We start from the raw sequence: 18,723 nt of genomic DNA on the forward strand, positions 1-18,723 counted from the left end.
TTGTCCTTTCATCACGCAGCGCGCTCGTTGGCCTCGCGGTACAGCGGCAACGTGACGGTAAATGTGCTTCCCTGCGCGGGCACGCTGGTCAATGCCAGTGCCCCGCCCAATTCGTGGATGTATTCCCGGCTTTCGAACACGCCGATGCCCATGCCGGCCGGCTTGGTCGATTCGAATGGCTTGAACAGCCGCTCGCGGATGAATTCTTCGCTCATGCCGGCGCCGGTATCGGCCACGGTCACGGCGACCTCCCCGCCCGCGCGGGCAATCGAGACGCTGACGCGGCCGCTGCGCGGCGTGGCTTCGATCGCGTTCTGGATCAGGTGGCCCAGCACGCGCTCGAGGCGCTCGCCATCGGCCAGCACCAGAAGGCCCGCATCGACCACGTCCAGCACCGGATGCGGCTCGAACGCGCTCTTGAGCGCAATCGCCTGGCGCACGACGTTCTCGACGCGCAGCGGCAACGGCCGTTCCGGTGCATCGTTGCGGCTGAGCTTTTGCAGCATCATTTTCATCTTGTCGACCGAGTGTGTCACGGTATCGAGCATATCGCGCTGGAACTCGGGATTGTCGCGGTGCTTCTCGGCGTTGGCGTTCATCAGCGACAGCTGGGCCACCAGGTTTTTCAGGTCGTGCACGACAAAGGTCGACATGCGATTGAATGACTCGAACTGGCGCGCCACCATCAGCTCGTTGGCGGCATCCTGCTGCGCCAGGTAACTGGCAGCCTGGCTGCCGGCGATCTCGAGCAGGTCGAACACTTCCCAGTTCAGGGACACGGCGCTGCGCGCATCCTGCAGCACGACGAAGCCGAACAGCTTGCCGTGCAGGATCAGGGGCACCACCAGCCAGCCGCGCGGAAACGCGACGAGCCACGACGGCAAGACCAGATCACCGTATTTTTCAGGCAGGGCCGCGTATTCGCGCAGGTCGATCACCCACTGGGTCGATTCCAGGAAGTGACAGAAATTCGAGTCGGCCGGTTCGGTCGCAGTGCTGGTGGCTTGCCATCCCGCCACCGGCTGATAGTGACCGCCGTCGCCGTCGCGGCGCTGCCACAGCACGCCGCCCGGGCTTTCCACCAGCGCGCCGACCGCTTCGATCGCGCGCTCGCCGATGTGCGTGCTGTCGGACGACAGGGTGCGCGTGAAGCGCATCCATTCCTCGCGGTAGTCGTAGCCGTAACTGTAGAAATGCTTGCTGATGAAGACCTTGAGCCAGGCGCGGAAGGTACCCGAAAACAGGGTTCCGGTCAGCAGCAGCAAGGCGCCGCAGAGAAACGCGACCTGCATCACGCCGCCCCAGCTACCACCGAAATAACGCAGGTAGTAGCCGGCGAAGCCCATCGCCAGCAGATAGATCGCCGAGCCGAACAGCGCGGTCGAGTGGAACATCACGCGGCGCGACAGCACCAGCGCGGTCGAGCGCGACGTGCTGCGCTTGACGGCAGTGCCGATCAGCGGCATGGCCAGTGCATTGACGATGCCACGCGCAGCCCAGGTGTCCGGGTGCATGTCATGGAACAGCATCGCCTGGCTGTACATGTAGAAGTCGTAGGCGAACATCGCGCCGATGCCCAGACAGGCGAACTTGATGGCCCAGCGCTCCTGGATCGTCTTGTTGCGGTAGACCTGCTCGACCAGCAGCATGCCGAGCACTGCCTGGCACACGCGCGCCGTGACGTTGGGCACCAGGCCACCGTCCAGATTGAGCATCAGGTCGGTACGCACGAATACTGTCACCAGCAGCAGGATCCCATAGCAAACGGCGCCGATGAAGATGGGCGTGCGCAGGCTGAACGGCCAGCGGCTGGCGGGATCGCGCGAGTTGCCCAGCAAAAGCAGCAGCACGACGCACCAGGCGGCGCTGCGCAGGATTTCGAGGGTGTCGGTCCAGACCGACCACAGTTCGTGGCCGGTGGCGGCCTGCCCGGCCAGGGCGGCGGACCAGAGTGCGGTGAATCCGCATGCCAGAGCAATGGCGGCAACCTGGGTGCGGCCGCGCCAGATGGTGAACAGCAGGCCGATCAGCAGCAAGAAACCGATGGCGGCGACGCTATAGCTATAGACGGCAATGGTGGTCAACGTATGCCATCCATGAAAACGACCATTGAAAAATTCGGGACAGAAACGTTAATGCCAGCGGCCTGCAGTGCACACACCGCAAGCCGATCCGGGACGATCAGCGTCCGCTACGGAACAGCACGACCTTGAGCGTATTGATCAGGATGAGTACATCCAGGAACAGGCTGTTGTTCTTGACGTAGTAGAGATCGTACTGCAATTTCTGCAACGCGTCCTCGGCCGACGAACCATAGCCATAACGCACCTGGGCCCAACCGGTAATACCCGGCTTGATGCTATGACGGACATTGTAATATGGAACCACTTCGATCAGCTGCTGGACGAAGTAGGCACGCTCGGGCCGTGGGCCCACGAACGACATGTCGCCCTTGAACACGTTCAGGATTTGCGGCAGCTCGTCGATCCGGGTCTTGCGCATGAAGTTGCCGACACGCGTCACGCGCGGATCGTTCTGCGCCGCCCACTGTGGCGTGCCACCTTTTTCGGCATCGGCGCGCATGCTGCGGAACTTGTGGACACGGAAAATTTTGCCATCCTTGCCGACCCGCTCCTGCGAATAGAACACGGGGTTGCGGTCTTCCAGCCACACGGCCAGTGCTGCGCCGAGCATGATCGGGAACGTGACCGCCATGATCAGCGTGCTGCAGATCAGGTCAAAGCCGCGCTTCATGAAGATACGGATGAAGCTCTGGTCGAAGCCACCGCCGAACACCAGCCAGCTCGGCTGCAGCGAATCGACCCGGATCTGGCAGGTTTCGCGCTCGAAGAAGGTAGCGGCATCGGTGACCTTCACGCCTTGCAGTTTGCAGTCGAGAAGTTCCTTGATCGGGAAACTGCCGCGCCGGTTCTGCACCGACACGACGATCTCCTGCGCGCCGTACTGGGTCGCCAATTTGACGAGCGAGTCGCCTTCGCGCACCTTGAGCACGTCAGCGGCTGGCACGCACATGTCGTCGCTGCCCACTGGAATGAAGCCGACGACCTTGTAGCGGTGGTAGCTGTTCTTGTTGACGGCCAGTTCGCTGCACTCCTTGGCCAGCGCACCGTTGCCCAGGAACAGGATGCGCGACTGCATCAGGCGCAGTTCCGATGTCTTGAAGAAGATGATGCGTGCAATGAAAATGCCGGCCGCGGCAAGGCCAAAGCCCAGCAACAGGATGCCACGACCGAAGTACAAGTCGGGCGCCACATAGAACACCAGCGTCAGGATCAGGAAACCCATCAGGAACGCGGGCATCAGCTTCATGAAAAACGGATGGCGCAAGCCTTCGTCGAAATCGAGCTGGTACATCCCCATGGCGCTCATGCTGAAGCTGACCGCCACGGCAAACGCGACGGCCGAGGCCAGGAAGTGATCGAACTGGTCGGTCGTGAGCGGTGCGCCGATGTCGAGAAAACGCATGGCTGCGCCTGCATAGGCGGCGCCCAACAGGATCAATATTTCCACGAATAGCAGGACGAAAACGATCTTCGACACGTAGTGGTTAGAGATCCGAAACATGTTATTCCCCAGAATTGATGATTACGCTTACTGCATGCCGAGATGCCGAATGCACGCGCCGCGCATCCGCTACACCACCGTTGCCTGTGTTGGCAGCTACTAACTTCTTCGATTAATTGTCAACCAATACAACGGCAACCACACGTAACGTTACACGTTGAAATACGCGCATGCGCTTTTCAGGGCACCGGCATGGAGGCGGTGACCTGGCAGCGTCATGGAGACGAGGTCAATCTGGGAAATTATTCCATGATCTGACATCGCAACAAATTTCTTGCAAGATCAACATCATTTTTAAGTTATTGTTTTGACATATTTTTAACATTCAATATAGCATGGAAACACCTGGTCACTCAATGACAGGCTGCTGCCCCGTCAGCTTGTTGCAACATTGACTGTTTGAACCCTGTAAGTTCGTCAGTACAGTTGCATCAAAAGACAACATTAGTTCCACCATGCAATAAAGTCGAGGGATTTTAGCACTGACCATGCATAAAGCCACGCAAAGGTTGTAATCGTGCGCTATAGATTTCAGAATAATTGATGAACAACAGAGACTTGCAGCCACAGAGTGGTCAATAAGACACAGCAGGACCGGACTGACGTGGTGGTGACAAGGAGGTACAGGGCTGCAGAGCAAGCGTTGTGAAACAACGCCAGATGCTGGGAGGGCGGGATGGCAAGATGCCAAATTGGTGCGGCTGGCTGGAATCGAACCAGCGACCCTTGGCTTCGGAGGCCAATACTCTATCCACTGAGCTACAGCCGCACTGGCAAGCGTAGCGAAGGATACAGTCTTTCGTCGAGTACGTCCATGGGCAGCGCCCGAAAAACCCTGGCATCAATACAGGTTTACACTATAATAAGATGCTCGACGGCACTTGCAAAAAAGCCACTAGATCGCAGCGCCTCAGTGGCCGGTTTTTTTAATTGAATTAAGGAAATCATGAGCGACGCACAGCACGACCACGAATCCCTCATTCGTACGCCCAAACAGCTCGTGGTTGCTGTCGCGGGATTTTTCCTAGTCGTTGTCCTCGGCATCATCCTGTTGGTGACCTTCGTCACTAGTGCCTCGACGGAAGGCGCCGGCAGCGACGCTACAAGCGCCAAAGCGATCGCGGCGCGCATCCGTCCGGTTGCCGATGCAGGTTTCACATTGCGCGATGCCAATACGCCACGTGTCCTGCTGGCAGGTGGCGCCGTGTACATCGCTACCTGCGCAGCGTGCCACGACAGCGGCATGGCCGGGTCTCCCAAGACGGGTGACACAGCTGCCTGGGCTACCCGCCTGGCGCAGGGTTACGATACGCTGGTCACGCACGCGATCAACGGGATCCGCGCCATGCCGGCCAAAGGCGGCAATCCTGATCTGGATGATCTCGAAGTGGCGCGCGCCGTCGTCTTCATGACCAACAAGAGTGGCGCCAGCTTCAAGGAACCGGTTGCGCCCGCACCCGCTGCTGCAGCCACACCGGTTGCCGGTGATGCTGCCACGGCGACAGCTGGTGCGCCGGTCGCTGCAGTGCCAGCCGCCACGGCGGCAGCGGTGCCTGCGCCAGCAGGTCCTGCGGCAGCAGCGGCGACAGCAGCGGCGCCAGTTGCAGGTCCAGCCGTGGCAAGTGCCGATACCGGCAAAAAGGCGTACGAAACAGCGTGTATCGCGTGCCACGGCGCCGGTATTGCAGGCGCGCCCAAGTTTGGCGACAAGGCGGCGTGGAGCACACGTATCGGCCAGGGCGCCTCGGTCTTGTACGACCACGCCATCAAGGGGTTCCAGGGAAAGGCCGGTTATATGCCGCCGAAAGGTGGCTCCACGCTCCCTGATGCCGACGTCAAGGCTGCCGTCGACTACATGGCTGCTGCAGTCAAATAACCGTTGCCGGGAACGGCAAGACAACAAAGCGCCGGCATCGGCGCTTTTTTTTGCATGTCATTTTTATCTCCAGCTCAGCCTGAGGACGTGCAGAGCATGACCCTCTACGCATATTAATTGAACAACTAATTGCGTTACTTTCATACCACCATATTTATCATATGTGACATGTTGATTGAAAAGTAAAGTAACAATTGCTTACAAATTGCGCTAGGTAAATACCTTATCCTGCAGAACTTCCAGTCGAAATTAATTCCTAATGGAATCTTTACAGGATTAGTACACCATGTCCCTCCGCTCCCAATCCATCGTGCCCGCCTCGTGCCGTCTGTCAGCAATTTTCCTGATGTCGCTCGCCGCTGCAGGCGTTGCATCCGCTGCCACCCTCTCAGTGGGGCCAGGAAAAACCTACGCTGCGCCGTGCGCTGCCTTTGCCCGTGCACAGTCCGGCGACATCATCCAGATCGATGGCGGTAAATCCTACAACGGGGACGTTTGCGCGATCGGCGCCAGCAATCTGACCATTCGCGGCATTAATGGTCGTCCAACCATTAATGCCCAAGGCAAAAATGCCCAAGGCAAGGGCATATGGGTTATCCAGGGCAGCAACATCACAGTAGAAAACGTCGAGATGGCCGGAGCGGCGGTTCCGGACCGCAACGGCGCTGCACTGCGTATTGAAGGCACCAACTTCACGCTGCGTTCGTCGTACTTGCACGATAACGAAAACGGCATCCTGACCGGTGCCAATGCCAACAGCAGTATCGTGATCGAGAACACCGAGTTCGGTTCCAACGGCCGGGGCGACGGTTACAGCCACAATGTTTATATTGGTCATGTCGGCAGCCTGACGTTCCGCTACAACTACTCGCACGATGCCAATGGCGGTCATAACCTCAAGTCGCGCGCCAACGTCAACACGATCAATTACAACCGCTTCTCGAGCAGCACCGGCAAACCGAGCTACGAGATCGACCTGCCAAATGCCGGTACCTCGTATGTCATCGGCAACGTGATCCATCAACCGGCCAGTCACAATAATCCGGGTTTGCTGGCCTATGGCAGTGAAGGCGCGAGCAATCCTGGCAAGGATCTGTATGTGGTCAACAACACGTTCCTGAACGACGACAGCGGACGCGGCACCTTCGTGTTGGTCGGCGGTAGTGTGACCACGCCGGTTCTGCTGCAAAACAATATCTTCGGCGGTACTGGCGCTGTGACCAATCAGAGCAATGCCATCGACCGGACCAACTTCCGTTCGCTCGTGCCCGGCTTCATCAATCGCCTGCTGTTCGATCTGCATCCAATCGCGAACGTGCTGGTGATTAACGCCGGTTCGACGCCGGGCGTGTCGGCATCTGGTGTGTCCCTGACGCCAGTGGCGCAGTACAAGCACTTGGCATCGGGCGAGACCCGCGCTGCTGCAAGCGCGCGCGATATCGGCGCCTATGCAGCGCTGACCTCGGGCGGCACCCCCACCCCGACACCGGCGCCGACCCCGACGCCGACGCCAACACCAACGCCGTCCACCTGGACCAACTGCGCCAACGAGAACGCCACGTGTGGTTTCAGCGGTACGCGTGAAGTGCGTTATGGCGCGGGCAATTCCTGGGTCGTCAAGGTGTTTACCAACAATGTCCAGTGCTCGAACGCCGTGTTCGGTGATCCGATCACAGGTACGGTCAAGACCTGCAGCTATGCGGGTACCGCGTCGAGCGCACCAACCCCGACGCCGACCACGCCCGTGACCTGGACCGCATGTGCTGCCGAAAAGGGTACCTGCTCGTTCACCGGCACCCGTGATGTGCGCTACGGCGTGCCCGGCGCCTACGCCACCAAGACGTTCACGACGCGCACCGCCTGCACCAATGCGGTGTTCGGCGATCCGATCGCAGGCACGGTCAAGTCGTGCAGCTATTCGAGCCAGGCGCGCTGATCGCAGCAGGGTAACGGAAACAACAAGGGCCGCGAAAGCGGCCCTTGTTTTATGCGCGCAGTGTCCTGCGCTGCAGGCTTACCAGATGATCACGCGATCTTTTGGTGCCAGGTACATCTTGTCGCCGGCCTTGACCTTGAACGCCTCGTAGAAACCTGGCTGGTTCTTCAGCGTGCCATTGGCGCGGTATTGCGCCGGCGAGTGCGGGTCGGTCTTGATCTGCGCGATCTGCGCCGGTTCGCGCATCTTCGTGCGCCACACCTGGCCCCAGCCCATATAGAAGCGCTGGTCGCCAGTCAGGCCATCGATCACGGGCGCTGTTTTGCCCTTGAGCGAGATCTTGTAGGCCTTGTAGGCAATCGCCAGGCCCGAGTTGTCGCCGATGTTTTCGCCGAGCGTCAGTTCGCCATTCACGTTATAGCCTTCAAGCGGGCTGAACGCGGCATACTGGGCGATCAGGGCCTTGGTCTTTTCGCCGAAACGCTTGCCGTCTTCTTCGGTCCACCAGTTGCGCATATTGCCGTCGCCGTCGTACTGCGAACCCTGGTCGTCGAAGCCGTGGCTGATTTCGTGGCCGATCACGGCGCCAATGCCGCCGTAGTTGACTGCGTCGTCGGCCTTCGCATCGAAGAACGGCGGCTGCAGGATCGCGGCCGGGAACACGATTTCGTTCAGTTCCGGGTTGTAGTACGCGTTGACGGTCTGCGGCGTCATGCCCCACTCGTCGCGGTCGATTGGTTTGCCCAGTTTGTTCAGTTCGCGGTTGTATTCGACGTCGCGCGAGCGCATCACGTTGCCCACCAGGTCATCGCGCTTGACGGTCAGCGCCGAGTATTGTTTCCACTTGTTCGGGTAACCGATCTTCGGCGTGAACTTGGCCAGCTTGGTCTGCGCTTCCTTCTTGGTCGCCGGGCTCATCCAGTCGAGCGTGTCGATCGAATCCTTGTAGGCCGCCAGCAGGTTATTGACCAGCACTTCCATGCGCGCCTTGCGCTCGGCCGGGAAATGGTCTTTCACGTACAGCTTGCCCACCGCATCACCCAGGCTGCCTTCGAGCGTCGAGACGCCGCGTTTCCAGCGTGGTTCGAGTTCAGGAATGCCGGCCAGCGTGGTGCCGTTGAACGAGAATCGCTGGTCGACGAAGGCTTTCGACAGGTAGTTCGCATAGCTGTTGACGGTCTGGAATTGCAGATACGCTTTCCAGGTCGCCAGCGGCACGCTGTTCAGGACGTCGGTAAAACCTTTCAGGTAGGTCGGCTGGCTGACGATCAGATACGTTGCCTTGCCCTGCAGGCCCGAGGCTTTCAGCCAGGTGTTCCAGTCGTAGCCCGGCGCCATCGCGGCCAGCTTGCTGAACTCGACCTTGTTATAGGTCTTGATCGGATCGCGGTTCTCGACCTTGGTCCACTGCACCTTGGCCAGTCGGGTTTCCAGGTCGAGGATGGCTTTCGCGTCAGCGGCGGCGGTCTTGCTGCCAGCCAGCGCCAGCATCTTCTCGATGTGCACCTGGTACTTGGCCCGCACGTCCGCCAGCTTGGCGTCGTCCTGCTTCAGGTAATAGTCGCGGTCGGGCATGCCCAGGCCTGACTGGTACAGGTCGGCGACATACTTGGTCGAATCCTTGGCATCCTGGTGGATGAAGAACGTGAACGGCACGGTCACGCCGGCGCGGTTCAGGTTGGCAAACAGCGCCGGCAGTTCGGCCTTGCTCTTGAGCGCGGCGATCTTGCTCATCTCGCCCTTGAGTGGCGTGGCGCCCAGCTGCTCGAGGCGCGCTTCGTCCATGTAGCTGGCGTAGAAGTCGCCGATCTTGCGCGCTTCGCTGCCGGCGGCGGCGTTCTTGTCGGCGGCCGTGCGCTCGATGATCGCGCGCAGCTGCGGCAGCGTGTCGTCGCGCAGCTGGTGGAACGCGCCCCAGGTCGACTTGTCGGCCGGGATCTCGACGCTCTTGAGCCACTTGCCGTTGAGGTGTTCGAAGAAGTCGTCCTGCGCGCGCACGGACGGTTCGATGTATTGCGTCGCAATGCCGGACGATGCACCGGCCGGCGCGGTGGCCGTGACGGCGGTGGCCTGGGCCAGCGCCATTGGCGCGATGAACGACGTGGTCAACACCAGCGCTGCTGCACTGATCAGTTTTCGTTGCATGTTATCTCTCTTTGTTAGTTTGTGAGTGCAATGCAAAAGGCCGGCGCTCGTGACGCCGGCCCCTTGTCATGGAACCTTACCAGATGATGACGCGGTCTTCAGGCGGCAGGTACATCTTGTCGCCTGGTTTCACGTTGAACGCCTCGTAGAACTCGGGCATGTTCGACACGGTGCCGTTGGCGCGGAACTGGCCCGGCGAGTGCGGATCGGTCTTCACCTGGTTGATCTGCTGGGCTTCACGCATCTTCGAGCGCCACACCTGGCCAAAGCCCATGAAGAAGCGCTGGTCGCCCGTCAAGCCGTCGATCACCGGCGCCGGCTTGCCGGCCAGCGACAATTTATAGGCCTTGTAGCCGATCGACAGGCCGGCGTTGTCGCCGATGTTCTCGCCCAGCGTCAGTTCGCCGTTCACGTTGTAGCCCGGCAGCGGCGCGTAGCCGTTGAACTGCTTGACCAGCTTGTCGGTGCGGGCCTTGAAGGCGGCGCGGTCTTCGGCCGTCCACCAGTCGCGCAAATTGCCGTCACCATCGGACTGGCTGCCCTTGTCGTCGAAACCGTGGCCGATTTCGTGGCCGATCACGGCGCCGATCGCGCCGTAGTTGACCGCGTCATCGGCGCGCATGTCGAAGAACGGCGGCTGCAGGATCGCGGCCGGGAACACGATTTCGTTCATCGTGCTGCGGTAGTAGGCGTTGACCGTCTGCGGCGTCATGCCCCACTCGGTATGGTCGATAGGCTTGCCGAGTTTTTCGATGTTGTAGTTGTAGGCGAAGGTCGATGCACGCATCGCATTGCCCACCAAATCATCGCGCTTGATCGTCAGGCGCGAGTAATCGCGCCACTTGTCCGGATAGCCGATCTTCGGCGTGAACTTGGCCAGCTTGGCGCGGGCCTCCTTCTTGGTCGCAGGGCTCATCCACTCCAGGTTGTCGATCGACTGGCCGTAGGCGATGATCAGGTTCTTCACCAGCTGTTCCATGCGCGCCTTGCGCTCGGCCGGGAAATGCTCGGCCACGTACAGCTTGCCCAGTGCCTCGCCCAGCGTGCCTTCAACGGTCGAGACGCCACGCTTCCAGCTCGGACGCTGCTCGGCCACGCCGGTCAGCGCGGTGCCGTAGAACGCGAAGTTCTCGTCGACGAACGCCTTCGACAGGTACGGCGCGTATTCGCGCAGCAGCTGCCATTCGAAGTACGACTTGAGCGTGGCCAGGTCGGTCTTGGCCAGCAGCGCATCGAAGCCCGTGAAGTAGCTTGGCTGGTTGACGATGATCGTGTCGATCTTGTTGCCCACACCGGCGGCGGCCAGCGCGCCTTTCCAGTCATAGCCCGGCGCCAGCTTGGCGAGCTCGGCGACCGTCATCTTGTTGTAGCGCTTGACCGGGTCACGGTTCTCGACCTTGGTCCACTGGACCTTGGCCAGATCGGTCTCGAAGTCGACGATCGCCTTGGCCTGCGCGGCAGCGTTCTTTTCACCGGCCAGCGTCAGCATCTTCTCGACGTGCACCTGGTACTTGGCGCGGATCTCGGCCAGCTTGGCGTCATCCGCCTTCAGGTAGTAGTCGCGGTCGGGCATGCCCAGGCCGCTCTGGCTGAGGTAGGTCGCGTGGCGGGTCGACTCGCGCATGTCCTGGCCGACATAGATGCCGTACGGGCTGGCCACGCCGATCTTGCCCAGGTGAGCGGCCAGCGCCGGAATGCCCTTCTTGTCCTTGAGTGCGCGGATGCGCGACAGCTCGCCCGTCAGCGGCTTGTAGCCGAGCGCTTCGCGGCGCGCGTCATCCATGAAGCTGGCATACAGGTCGCCGATCTTCTTCGCTTCGGTACCTGCCTTGGCGCCGGTGTCCTTCTGCGCTGCCTCGATGATCGCCAGCAGTTGCGGCGTGGTGTCTTCGCGCAGCTTCATGAAGGTGCCCCAGCTCGAGCGGTCACCCGGGATCTCGGTCTCTTTCAGCCACTTGCCGTTCAGGTGCGTGAAGAAATCGTCCTGCGGACGCACGCTGTTGTCGATGTACTGGGTGTCGATACCGGAGATGACGCCGGCTGGCGCTGCCGCGGTGGCCGGCGCTGCGGCGGCCGCAGGAGCGGCGTCGGCGGCCATGGCCGGTGCGGCAAAGGCTGCCGCCAGGGACAGGGTCAGGGTACTCAGGAGAAGTCGCTTCACGGGTAAGTCCTTGGTTGCTAAGTGTTCGCAGGAATAAACAGCGTCTGACCGGTCGCGCCTGCTGCGTGCCGGCAAAAGAACATTCTAGCGGGTGGACTTGCAACGGCGCTGGCCGTGGTGATTTTTTTACTTTTCGATACACGCAGGCGGGGGAATCTCGCGTATGCATGTGTTGGAAGGTGACAACAGGATGACATAAGCAAAAAAGGCGCAGTCAGCGTTAAATAGAGGAAAGCTTTGAACTGATGAGCAGCTAGGTAGTCCAACGCCTGTCCCCAGCATCAGGAGCCGCTCATGAAAGCGCCGCGTTTCAGGAAATGGTTCGCAACGTTGTCATCGCTGAATCAGCCGCAGCGCCGGCAAGTGCTCGACGCGCTACATCCCGCAGCCGGGCTCGACCAAGTGGTCGCACTGATCTCGCAAGCCCGAGAACCAGGGCGCTGCTGTCCCCGCTGTGGTGGCGGACGCTGCCATCGGCATGGATTCGCCAACGACCTGCAGCGCTTTCGCTGCTGCGCCTGTGGGCGCACCTTCAACGACCTCAGCGGCACGCCGCTGGCGCGCCTCCGGCACAAGGCCAAATGGCTCGCGTATTCACAGGTGCTGCTCGATTCACTGTCCGTGCGCAAAGGTGCAGACCGGGTTGGCGTGCACCGCAATACCACCTTCCGGTGGCGCCACCGCTTTCTGGCTTGGGTCAAGCTTGACCGACCGGCATCCCTGAATGGCATCGTCGAAGCTGACGAGATGTTCCTGCTCGAATCACAAAAAGGCTCGCGCACGCTCGATCGTCCAGCGCGTCGCCGTGGCGGGCACGCGCCCATGCGTGGCATTTCCCGGCATCTGGATTGCATTCTGGTGGCGCGAGACCGCAACGGCCAGACCATCGATGCCGTCACTGGCCGGGGCGCACTGACGGCTGCGCAACTTGAGCGCAGCTTGCTCCCCAGGCTTGATCCGCAGGCGCTATTGGTCACCGACAGCCATGCTGCTTATCGGGCATTTGCACGCAAGCATCGCATTGCGCACGAGGCGGTGAACCTGCGTGCCGGTGTACGCGTCAGGCGCCTGGGCAGCCACGCCATCCACGTGCAGAACGTGAACGCCTACCACCAGCGCTTCAAGGCCTGGTTGATGGGCTTTCGCGGCGTGGCGTCACGCTATCTGCCCAATTACCTGGGATGGCGCTGGGCGCTGGATGGCGAACGGGTCAGTTCCGCAGCACAATTGTTCTGCCTCGCAATCGGAGTCATCAACAGATAATGCTGACTGCACCACAAAAAAAAATCCCGCGGCAGTAAAGCCGCGGGACAAGACCACTTCAAGAGTGGAGAGAGAGAAAAACTAGTCACGACTATAGGGGGGCACTGTTGCACGAGGCGCCACTCTTACATTTGCTTACCCTCGCTAACGGCATGTAACAAATCGCTATTCGAGCCAACTCATTCGATGTCCGGTATTTCGACAACGTCAGGCGATATGGTCGGGGCCAGGGGACTGCCAGCAACAGCCTGCGAACCGGTTTATACTCCGCTTGCGCAACCTCAGGCCGATCACAGCGCCTCGGGTTCCACGACCGGCGCGCGCTGCCACAATGGATCACATGGGTTCCACCTTCAAGAATGGCTGCCTGATCGGCCTGGGCATCGTTGCCGGCGTTGGCCTGACGATGCAGTTTTCCGCCCTCTCCTTCAAACCGTCGCTCGAATCGAGCATGCCGGTGGCCGAGTTGCGCGAACTGGCCGACGTCGTCGGCATCATCAAGACCAGTTACGTCGAACCGGTCCAGGACAAGGCCCTGCTGTCGCAGGCGATCACCGGCATGGTGGCCTCGCTCGACCCGCACTCGGCCTACCTCGACGCGCGCGCATTTCGCGAACTGCGCGAAGGCACCGAAGGCCGCTTCGTCGGTCTGGGCATCGAGATCAGCGTCAGCGAAGACGGCTACATCGAGATCATCAGCCCGATGGAAGATTCACCGGCCTACCACGCCGGCATCAAGGAAGGCGACCTGATCACCCGCATCGACGGCCACCCGGTGCAGGGCACGCCGATCGACGACGCCATCAAGCGCATGCGCGGCGAGCCGGGCACGCACGTGACGCTGACGGTCGTGCGCAAGTCGGCGCCAGCGCCGCTCACCATCACCGTCGAGCGGCGCGAGATCGTCCAGAAAAGCGTCAAGGCCAAAATGGTCGAACCGGGTTATGCCTGGCTGCGCGTGGCGCAGTTCCAGGAGCCGACCGTGGACGACATGGCCGCCAAGCTGCAGGCGCTGTACCGCGAAGACCCCGACCTCAAAGGTTTAGTGCTCGACCTGCGTAACGATCCCGGCGGTCTGCTGCAGGGCGCGATCGGCGTGGCCGCTGCGTTCTTGCCGAATAACGCCGAAATCGTCTCGACCAACGGCCAGCTGGCCGACTCGCGCCAGCGCTTCTATGGCCGGCCCGAGTTCTACATGCTGCGCAGCGGTGCCGATCCGCTGGCAAGCCTGCCACCGGCATTCAAGAAGCTGCCGATGGTCGTGCTGGTCAATACCGGTTCAGCCTCGGCTTCCGAGATCGTCGCCGGCGCACTGCAGGACTACAAGCGCGCCGCCATCCTCGGCAGCCAGACCTTCGGCAAGGGCTCGGTGCAGACGATTCGCCCGATCGGCGGCAATGCCGCCGTCAAGCTGACCACGGCCCGCTACTACACGCCGGCCGGGCGCTCGATCCAGGCGCGCGGCATCCTGCCCGATGTCCCGGTCGATGAATATCCCGACGGCGATGGCCTGAACGCCCTGCGCATGCGCGAAGCCGACCTGCAGCACCACCTGACCAATGGCGGCGGGGCCGAAGTCGCCACGCGCGAGGACGACATCGAAGAGCAGATGCGGCTCCTGAACGCAGCGCGCCAGCGCAAACCGCTCGATTACGGCAGCGCCGACGACTTCCAGCTGGCCCAGGCGCTGCGCCACTTGAAGGGCCAGCCGGTGGTGCTGTCTGGCCGCGCCAAGGGCACGACGCTGGCGCGCCAGGGGCGTTGACGCCAGCGTACCGCAGCCGGCTTTCTACCCGGCTTTCTACCCGATTCCCACGCTCGCGCCGAGCGTGTAGAATCGGCGCATCTTGCGGCCAAGCGGCCTTATTTTCCTTGAAAGTTTCCCGAACATGATACCTGTCGTCATCAGCGGCACCGGCCTGTTTACGCCGCCGCATTCCATCTCGAACGACGAGCTGGTGACCGCCTTCAACGCCTACGTCGACCTGCACAACGCCGAACACGCGACTGCCATCGCCGCCGGCGAGGTGACGGCGCTCGAGCCGTCGAGCAGCGGCTTCATCGAAAAAGCGTCCGGCATCCAGTCGCGCTACGTGATGGAAAAGAGCGGCATCCTCGACCCGGCCCACATGACGGCGCGTATCGCCGACCGCCCGGATGACCAGATTTCGCTGCAGGCCGAGATGTGCGTGGCTGCCGCGCGCGAGGCGCTGGAGCGCGCCGGCAAGCAGGCGCACGACATCGACATGGTGCTGGTCGCCTGCAGCAATATGCAGCGCGCCTACCCGGCGATGGCCGTTGAAGTGCAGGAAGCGCTCGGCATCGGCGGCTTTGGCTTCGACATGAACGTGGCCTGTTCGTCGGCCACGTTCGGCATCGCCACCGCCGTGGATGCGGTACGCGGCGGGCGCGCCCGCGCAGTGCTGGTGCTGAACCCTGAAATCACCAGCGGCCACCTGAATTTCCGCGACCGCGACAGCCACTTCATCTTTGGCGACGCCTGCACCGCGATCATCATCGAAGCGCAAGCCACGGCCACCGGCGCGCACCAGTGGGAAATCCTCGACAGCCGCCTCAAGACCAGCTTCTCGAACAATATCCGCAACAACTTCGGCTTCATGAACCGCTTCGACGAAGCCGGTGTTGGCCTGCCCGATAAGCTGTTCCGCCAGCAGGGCCGCAAGGTGTTCAAGGAAGTCTGCCCGATGGCGGCCGAGACGATCAAGGACACCTTGGCTGCCGCCGGCCTGGGCACCGACGATGTCGCGCGCTACTGGCTGCACCAGGCGAACCTGAACATGAACCTGCTGATCGTGCGCATGCTGCTGGGTCGCGACGCCGAACCGGGCGAGGCGCCGGTGATCCTGGACAGCTACGCCAACACGTCGTCGGCCGGCTCGATCATTGCGTTCCACAAGTACCAGGATGATCTGGCGGCCGGCACCAATGGCGTGATCTGCTCGTTCGGCGCCGGCTACTCGATCGGCTGCGTGGTCGTGCGCAAGCTGTAATCAGCCGTGGTGGTGTGCCCGGCAAGCACTTGGGTTCCCGCCTGCGCGGGAATGACGTTGTTTCAGGCTGGTGCAGAGACAAATGTATCGATTTAGCCGCCACTAGTTGCACGTCGTTCCCGCGTCGGCGGGAACCCAAGTCAGCCGCCCACCACCACGAACCATCAAAGCCGCGCGGCCAGCTCGAACCCTTCGCGGATCGCGCGCTTGGCGTCGAGCTCGGCCGCCAGCGCGGCGCCGCCGATCTTGTGGAAGCCCGGCCCGCTGCTGCTGCTACTGCTGCTAGTGCTGCCAGTTGCCTCGGCCGGCATCAGCTCGGCCAGGCTCTCCTGCCCCGCGCAGACCACCACGTTATCCACCGCCAGCATGCGCGCCTGCCCACCGACCGTGATGTGCAGCCCCGCGTCATCGATGCGGTCGTACTGCACACCCGCCAGCATCGTCACGCCGTTGCGCACCAGCGTTGCGCGGTGCACCCAGCCTGACGTCTTACCCAGCCCCGCACCCGGGCGCGTGCTCTTGCGCTGCAACAGCCAGACATGGCGCGGCGGATGCGGCGCCACGGGCGCCGTCAAACCACCGGCCGTGGCCACCATTGGATCGACGCCCCATTCGCCCATCCAGTGCGCGGGCGTCATTGGCAGCGCCACCTGCGGGTCGTGCACGAGGAATTCGCCCATGTCGAACCCGATGCCGCCGGCGCCGATGATTGCCACGCGCGCGCCGACCGGGCGGCCATCGCGCAGCACGTCCAGATAACTGAGCACCATCGGATGGTCGATGCCGGGAATGGCCGGCTTGCGGGTGCGGATGCCGGTGGCGACGACGACCTCGTCAAAGCCTTCGGCCAGCAAGGCCTCGCGCGTGACGACCGTATTCAGGCGCACGTCGACGCCCAGTAACGCCAGGCGGCGCCCGAAATAACGGATCGTTTCGGCAAATTCTTCCTTGCCCGGCACGCGCATCGCGACATTGAACTGGCCGCCGATGCGGTCCAGTCCATCGAACAGCGTCACGCGGTGTCCCCGTTCGGCCGCCACCGTCGCCGCCGACAAACCGGCGGGGCCGGCGCCCACCACGGCGATCCGGCGCGCCTGCGCGGCCGGTCGAATCACCAGTTCGGTCTCGTAGCAGGCGCGCGGATTGACGAGGCACGTGGCGCGCTTGTTCGAGAAGGTGTGGTCCAGGCAGGCCTGGTTGCAGGCGATGCAGGTGTTGATCTCGTCCGCGCGGCCGGCCGCCGCCTTGTTCACGAATTCGGGATCGGCCAAAAACGGCCGCGCCATCGATACCAGGTCGGCATCGCCGCGCGCCAGCAGGGCCTCGGCCTCGTGCGGCATATTGATGCGGTTCGAGGCCACCACCGGGATGCCCACCGCCGCCCGCAAACGGCCCGCCACCTGCGCGAACGCGGCGCGCGGCACCGACGTGACGATGGTCGGAATGCGCGCCTCGTGCCAGCCGTAGCCAGTATTCAAAATCGTCACGCCGGCAGCCTCCAGGGCTTTCGCCACCAGCACCACCTCGTCCCACGTGTTGCCGCCGTCGACCAGGTCGAGCACCGAATGGCGGTACATCAGGATGAAGTCCGGCCCGACCGCGGCGCGGATGCGGCGCACGATCTCGACGGCCAGGCGCATGCGGTGCTCGATCGGCCCGCCCCACCCGTCCGTACGGCGGTTGGCGCGCGCGCACAGGAACTGGTTGAGCAGGTAGCCTTCACTGCCCATGATTTCCACGCCGTCGTAGCCGGCCTTCTGCGCCAGCCGCGCGCAGCGCACGTAGGCGGCAATCGTCGACTCGATGCCGGATTCAGAAAGGGCCTTGGGCTTGAAGCGCGAGATCGGCGACTTCAGGTTCGACGCCGACACGACGAACGGCTGGTAGCCGTAGCGCCCCGCGTGCAGGATCTGCAGCACGATCTTGCCGCCTTCTTCGTGCACGGCGCGCGTGACGCGCCGGTGGTTCGGCACGTCGCCAAGAAAATTGAGCGTGCCGCCAAACGGCAGCAGCCAGCCCTGACGGTTGGGCGAAATGCCGCCAGTGACGATCAGGCCGACGCCGCCGCGCGCGCGTTCGCGGTAGAACGCGGCGAGCTTGCCGTAATTGTAGAAGCGGTCTTCGAGCCCCGTATGCATCGAGCCCATGATCACGCGGTTCTTCAACGTGGTGAAACCCAGGTCGAGCGGCGCAAGCAGGTGCGCGTAGGCAGAAGAGATAGTCATCGCGGCATTACACCGCGATTTTGTCGAGCCGTGCGTCTAAACACGGCTGGCGGGTGTTACGCGAGGTGGCTGTCGCGGTCGCGCAGTTCGGCGAAGCTCTCGATGCTGCCGATCTTGACGACGATCGGATTCAGGCTCGCGCCCGGGGACATCGAGCGCCATGCGAACTGCCATTCTTTCTCGCGCGCCTGGCCCGCGCTCTTGGTGAACGCGGCGCCCAGCGGCGAACGGCTGCCGTATTCGATGGCGCCGTCGATGCCGGCCCAGTTGGGCAGCATGCGCTGCACGGCACGGTGCAGGCGCTCGCCGAATTCTTCGCTATTGTGGATCACCAGGCACGCGTCGCTCGGCGTGATGATGTCGAACAGGGCCTTGTCCCAGGCGGTGGAAAACGACAGGTTCAGAAAGCCGCCGCTGGGCTCAAGGCGGAACTGGCCAAGGCGCAGCGAATTTTCAAGTTCGGTGCGCAGTGCGTAGCGGTGCAGGGTCGGGGGGCGTTGGTAGTCGTGCATGGGATTCTT

Annotated in this window: 11 protein-coding genes and 1 tRNA gene; 5 read left to right on the plus strand and 7 right to left on the minus strand. The window is 62.2% G+C overall.

What is annotated here, in order from left to right; genetic code table 11:
- Positions 1-11: 11 nt before the first annotated feature.
- The 3 genes from prsK to HD842_RS12175 form a co-directional block, all read right to left on the minus strand.
- Complete coding sequence (gene prsK / locus HD842_RS12165) at positions 12-2,084, minus strand: XrtA/PEP-CTERM system histidine kinase PrsK (RefSeq protein ID WP_183554745.1); 2,073 nt, start codon at positions 2,082-2,084, stop codon at positions 12-14.
- A 97-nt stretch (positions 2,085-2,181) separates the two neighbouring features.
- Positions 2,182-3,585: a TIGR03013 family XrtA/PEP-CTERM system glycosyltransferase gene (locus HD842_RS12170; protein ID WP_183554747.1), complete on the minus strand. Its 1,404-nt coding sequence runs from the start codon at positions 3,583-3,585 to the stop codon at positions 2,182-2,184.
- A gap of 693 nt (positions 3,586-4,278) precedes the next feature.
- Positions 4,279-4,354, minus strand: a tRNA-Arg gene (locus HD842_RS12175).
- 177 nt (positions 4,355-4,531) lie between these two features.
- Between HD842_RS12175 and HD842_RS12180 the strand changes: the two genes are divergently transcribed.
- The gene (locus HD842_RS12180) at positions 4,532-5,461 is read left to right on the plus strand and encodes a c-type cytochrome (protein WP_183554749.1); all 930 of its coding nucleotides are present in this window, start codon (positions 4,532-4,534) and stop codon (positions 5,459-5,461) included.
- Between the two features lie 286 nt (positions 5,462-5,747).
- Positions 5,748-7,397: a right-handed parallel beta-helix repeat-containing protein gene (locus HD842_RS24095; protein ID WP_229424734.1), complete on the plus strand. Its 1,650-nt coding sequence runs from the start codon at positions 5,748-5,750 to the stop codon at positions 7,395-7,397.
- Positions 7,398-7,475: 78 nt separating this feature from the next.
- On the opposite strand, the gene HD842_RS12190 is transcribed toward HD842_RS24095, so the two are convergent.
- Both HD842_RS12190 and HD842_RS12195 read right to left on the minus strand, forming a co-directional pair.
- The gene (locus tag HD842_RS12190; RefSeq protein WP_183554750.1) at positions 7,476-9,542 is read right to left on the minus strand and encodes a M13 family metallopeptidase; all 2,067 of its coding nucleotides are present in this window, start codon (positions 9,540-9,542) and stop codon (positions 7,476-7,478) included.
- 76 nt (positions 9,543-9,618) lie between these two features.
- Positions 9,619-11,703: a M13 family metallopeptidase gene (locus tag HD842_RS12195; protein ID WP_370660829.1), complete on the minus strand. Its 2,085-nt coding sequence runs from the start codon at positions 11,701-11,703 to the stop codon at positions 9,619-9,621.
- Between the two features lie 294 nt (positions 11,704-11,997).
- Between HD842_RS12195 and HD842_RS12200 the strand changes: the two genes are divergently transcribed.
- From HD842_RS12200 to HD842_RS12210, 3 genes are all read left to right on the plus strand, one after another.
- Positions 11,998-12,966, plus strand: coding sequence for an IS1595 family transposase (locus HD842_RS12200; RefSeq protein WP_183554751.1), 969 nt, complete (start codon positions 11,998-12,000; stop codon positions 12,964-12,966).
- A gap of 340 nt (positions 12,967-13,306) precedes the next feature.
- Complete coding sequence (locus HD842_RS12205; RefSeq protein ID WP_183554752.1) at positions 13,307-14,731, plus strand: S41 family peptidase; 1,425 nt, start codon at positions 13,307-13,309, stop codon at positions 14,729-14,731.
- 124 nt (positions 14,732-14,855) lie between these two features.
- Entirely contained in the window at positions 14,856-15,977 is a 1,122-nt protein-coding gene (locus HD842_RS12210; RefSeq protein ID WP_183554753.1) for a beta-ketoacyl-ACP synthase III, read from the plus strand.
- A 164-nt stretch (positions 15,978-16,141) separates the two neighbouring features.
- Here HD842_RS12210 and HD842_RS12215 read toward each other — a convergent pair whose 3' ends face one another.
- Both HD842_RS12215 and HD842_RS12220 read right to left on the minus strand, forming a co-directional pair.
- Positions 16,142-18,202 carry an NADPH-dependent 2,4-dienoyl-CoA reductase gene (locus tag HD842_RS12215; RefSeq protein WP_183554754.1) on the minus strand — a complete coding sequence of 687 codons (2,061 nt, stop codon included), beginning with the start codon at positions 18,200-18,202 and terminating at the stop codon, positions 16,142-16,144.
- A 56-nt stretch (positions 18,203-18,258) separates the two neighbouring features.
- Positions 18,259-18,714, minus strand: coding sequence for a hypothetical protein (locus HD842_RS12220; RefSeq protein ID WP_183554756.1), 456 nt, complete (start codon positions 18,712-18,714; stop codon positions 18,259-18,261).
- Positions 18,715-18,723 lie beyond the last annotated feature (9 nt).

This window comes from Massilia aurea (assembly GCF_014200505.1).
In the GTDB taxonomy this organism is placed as follows: Bacteria; Pseudomonadota; Gammaproteobacteria; order Burkholderiales; family Burkholderiaceae_D; genus Telluria; species Telluria aurea_B.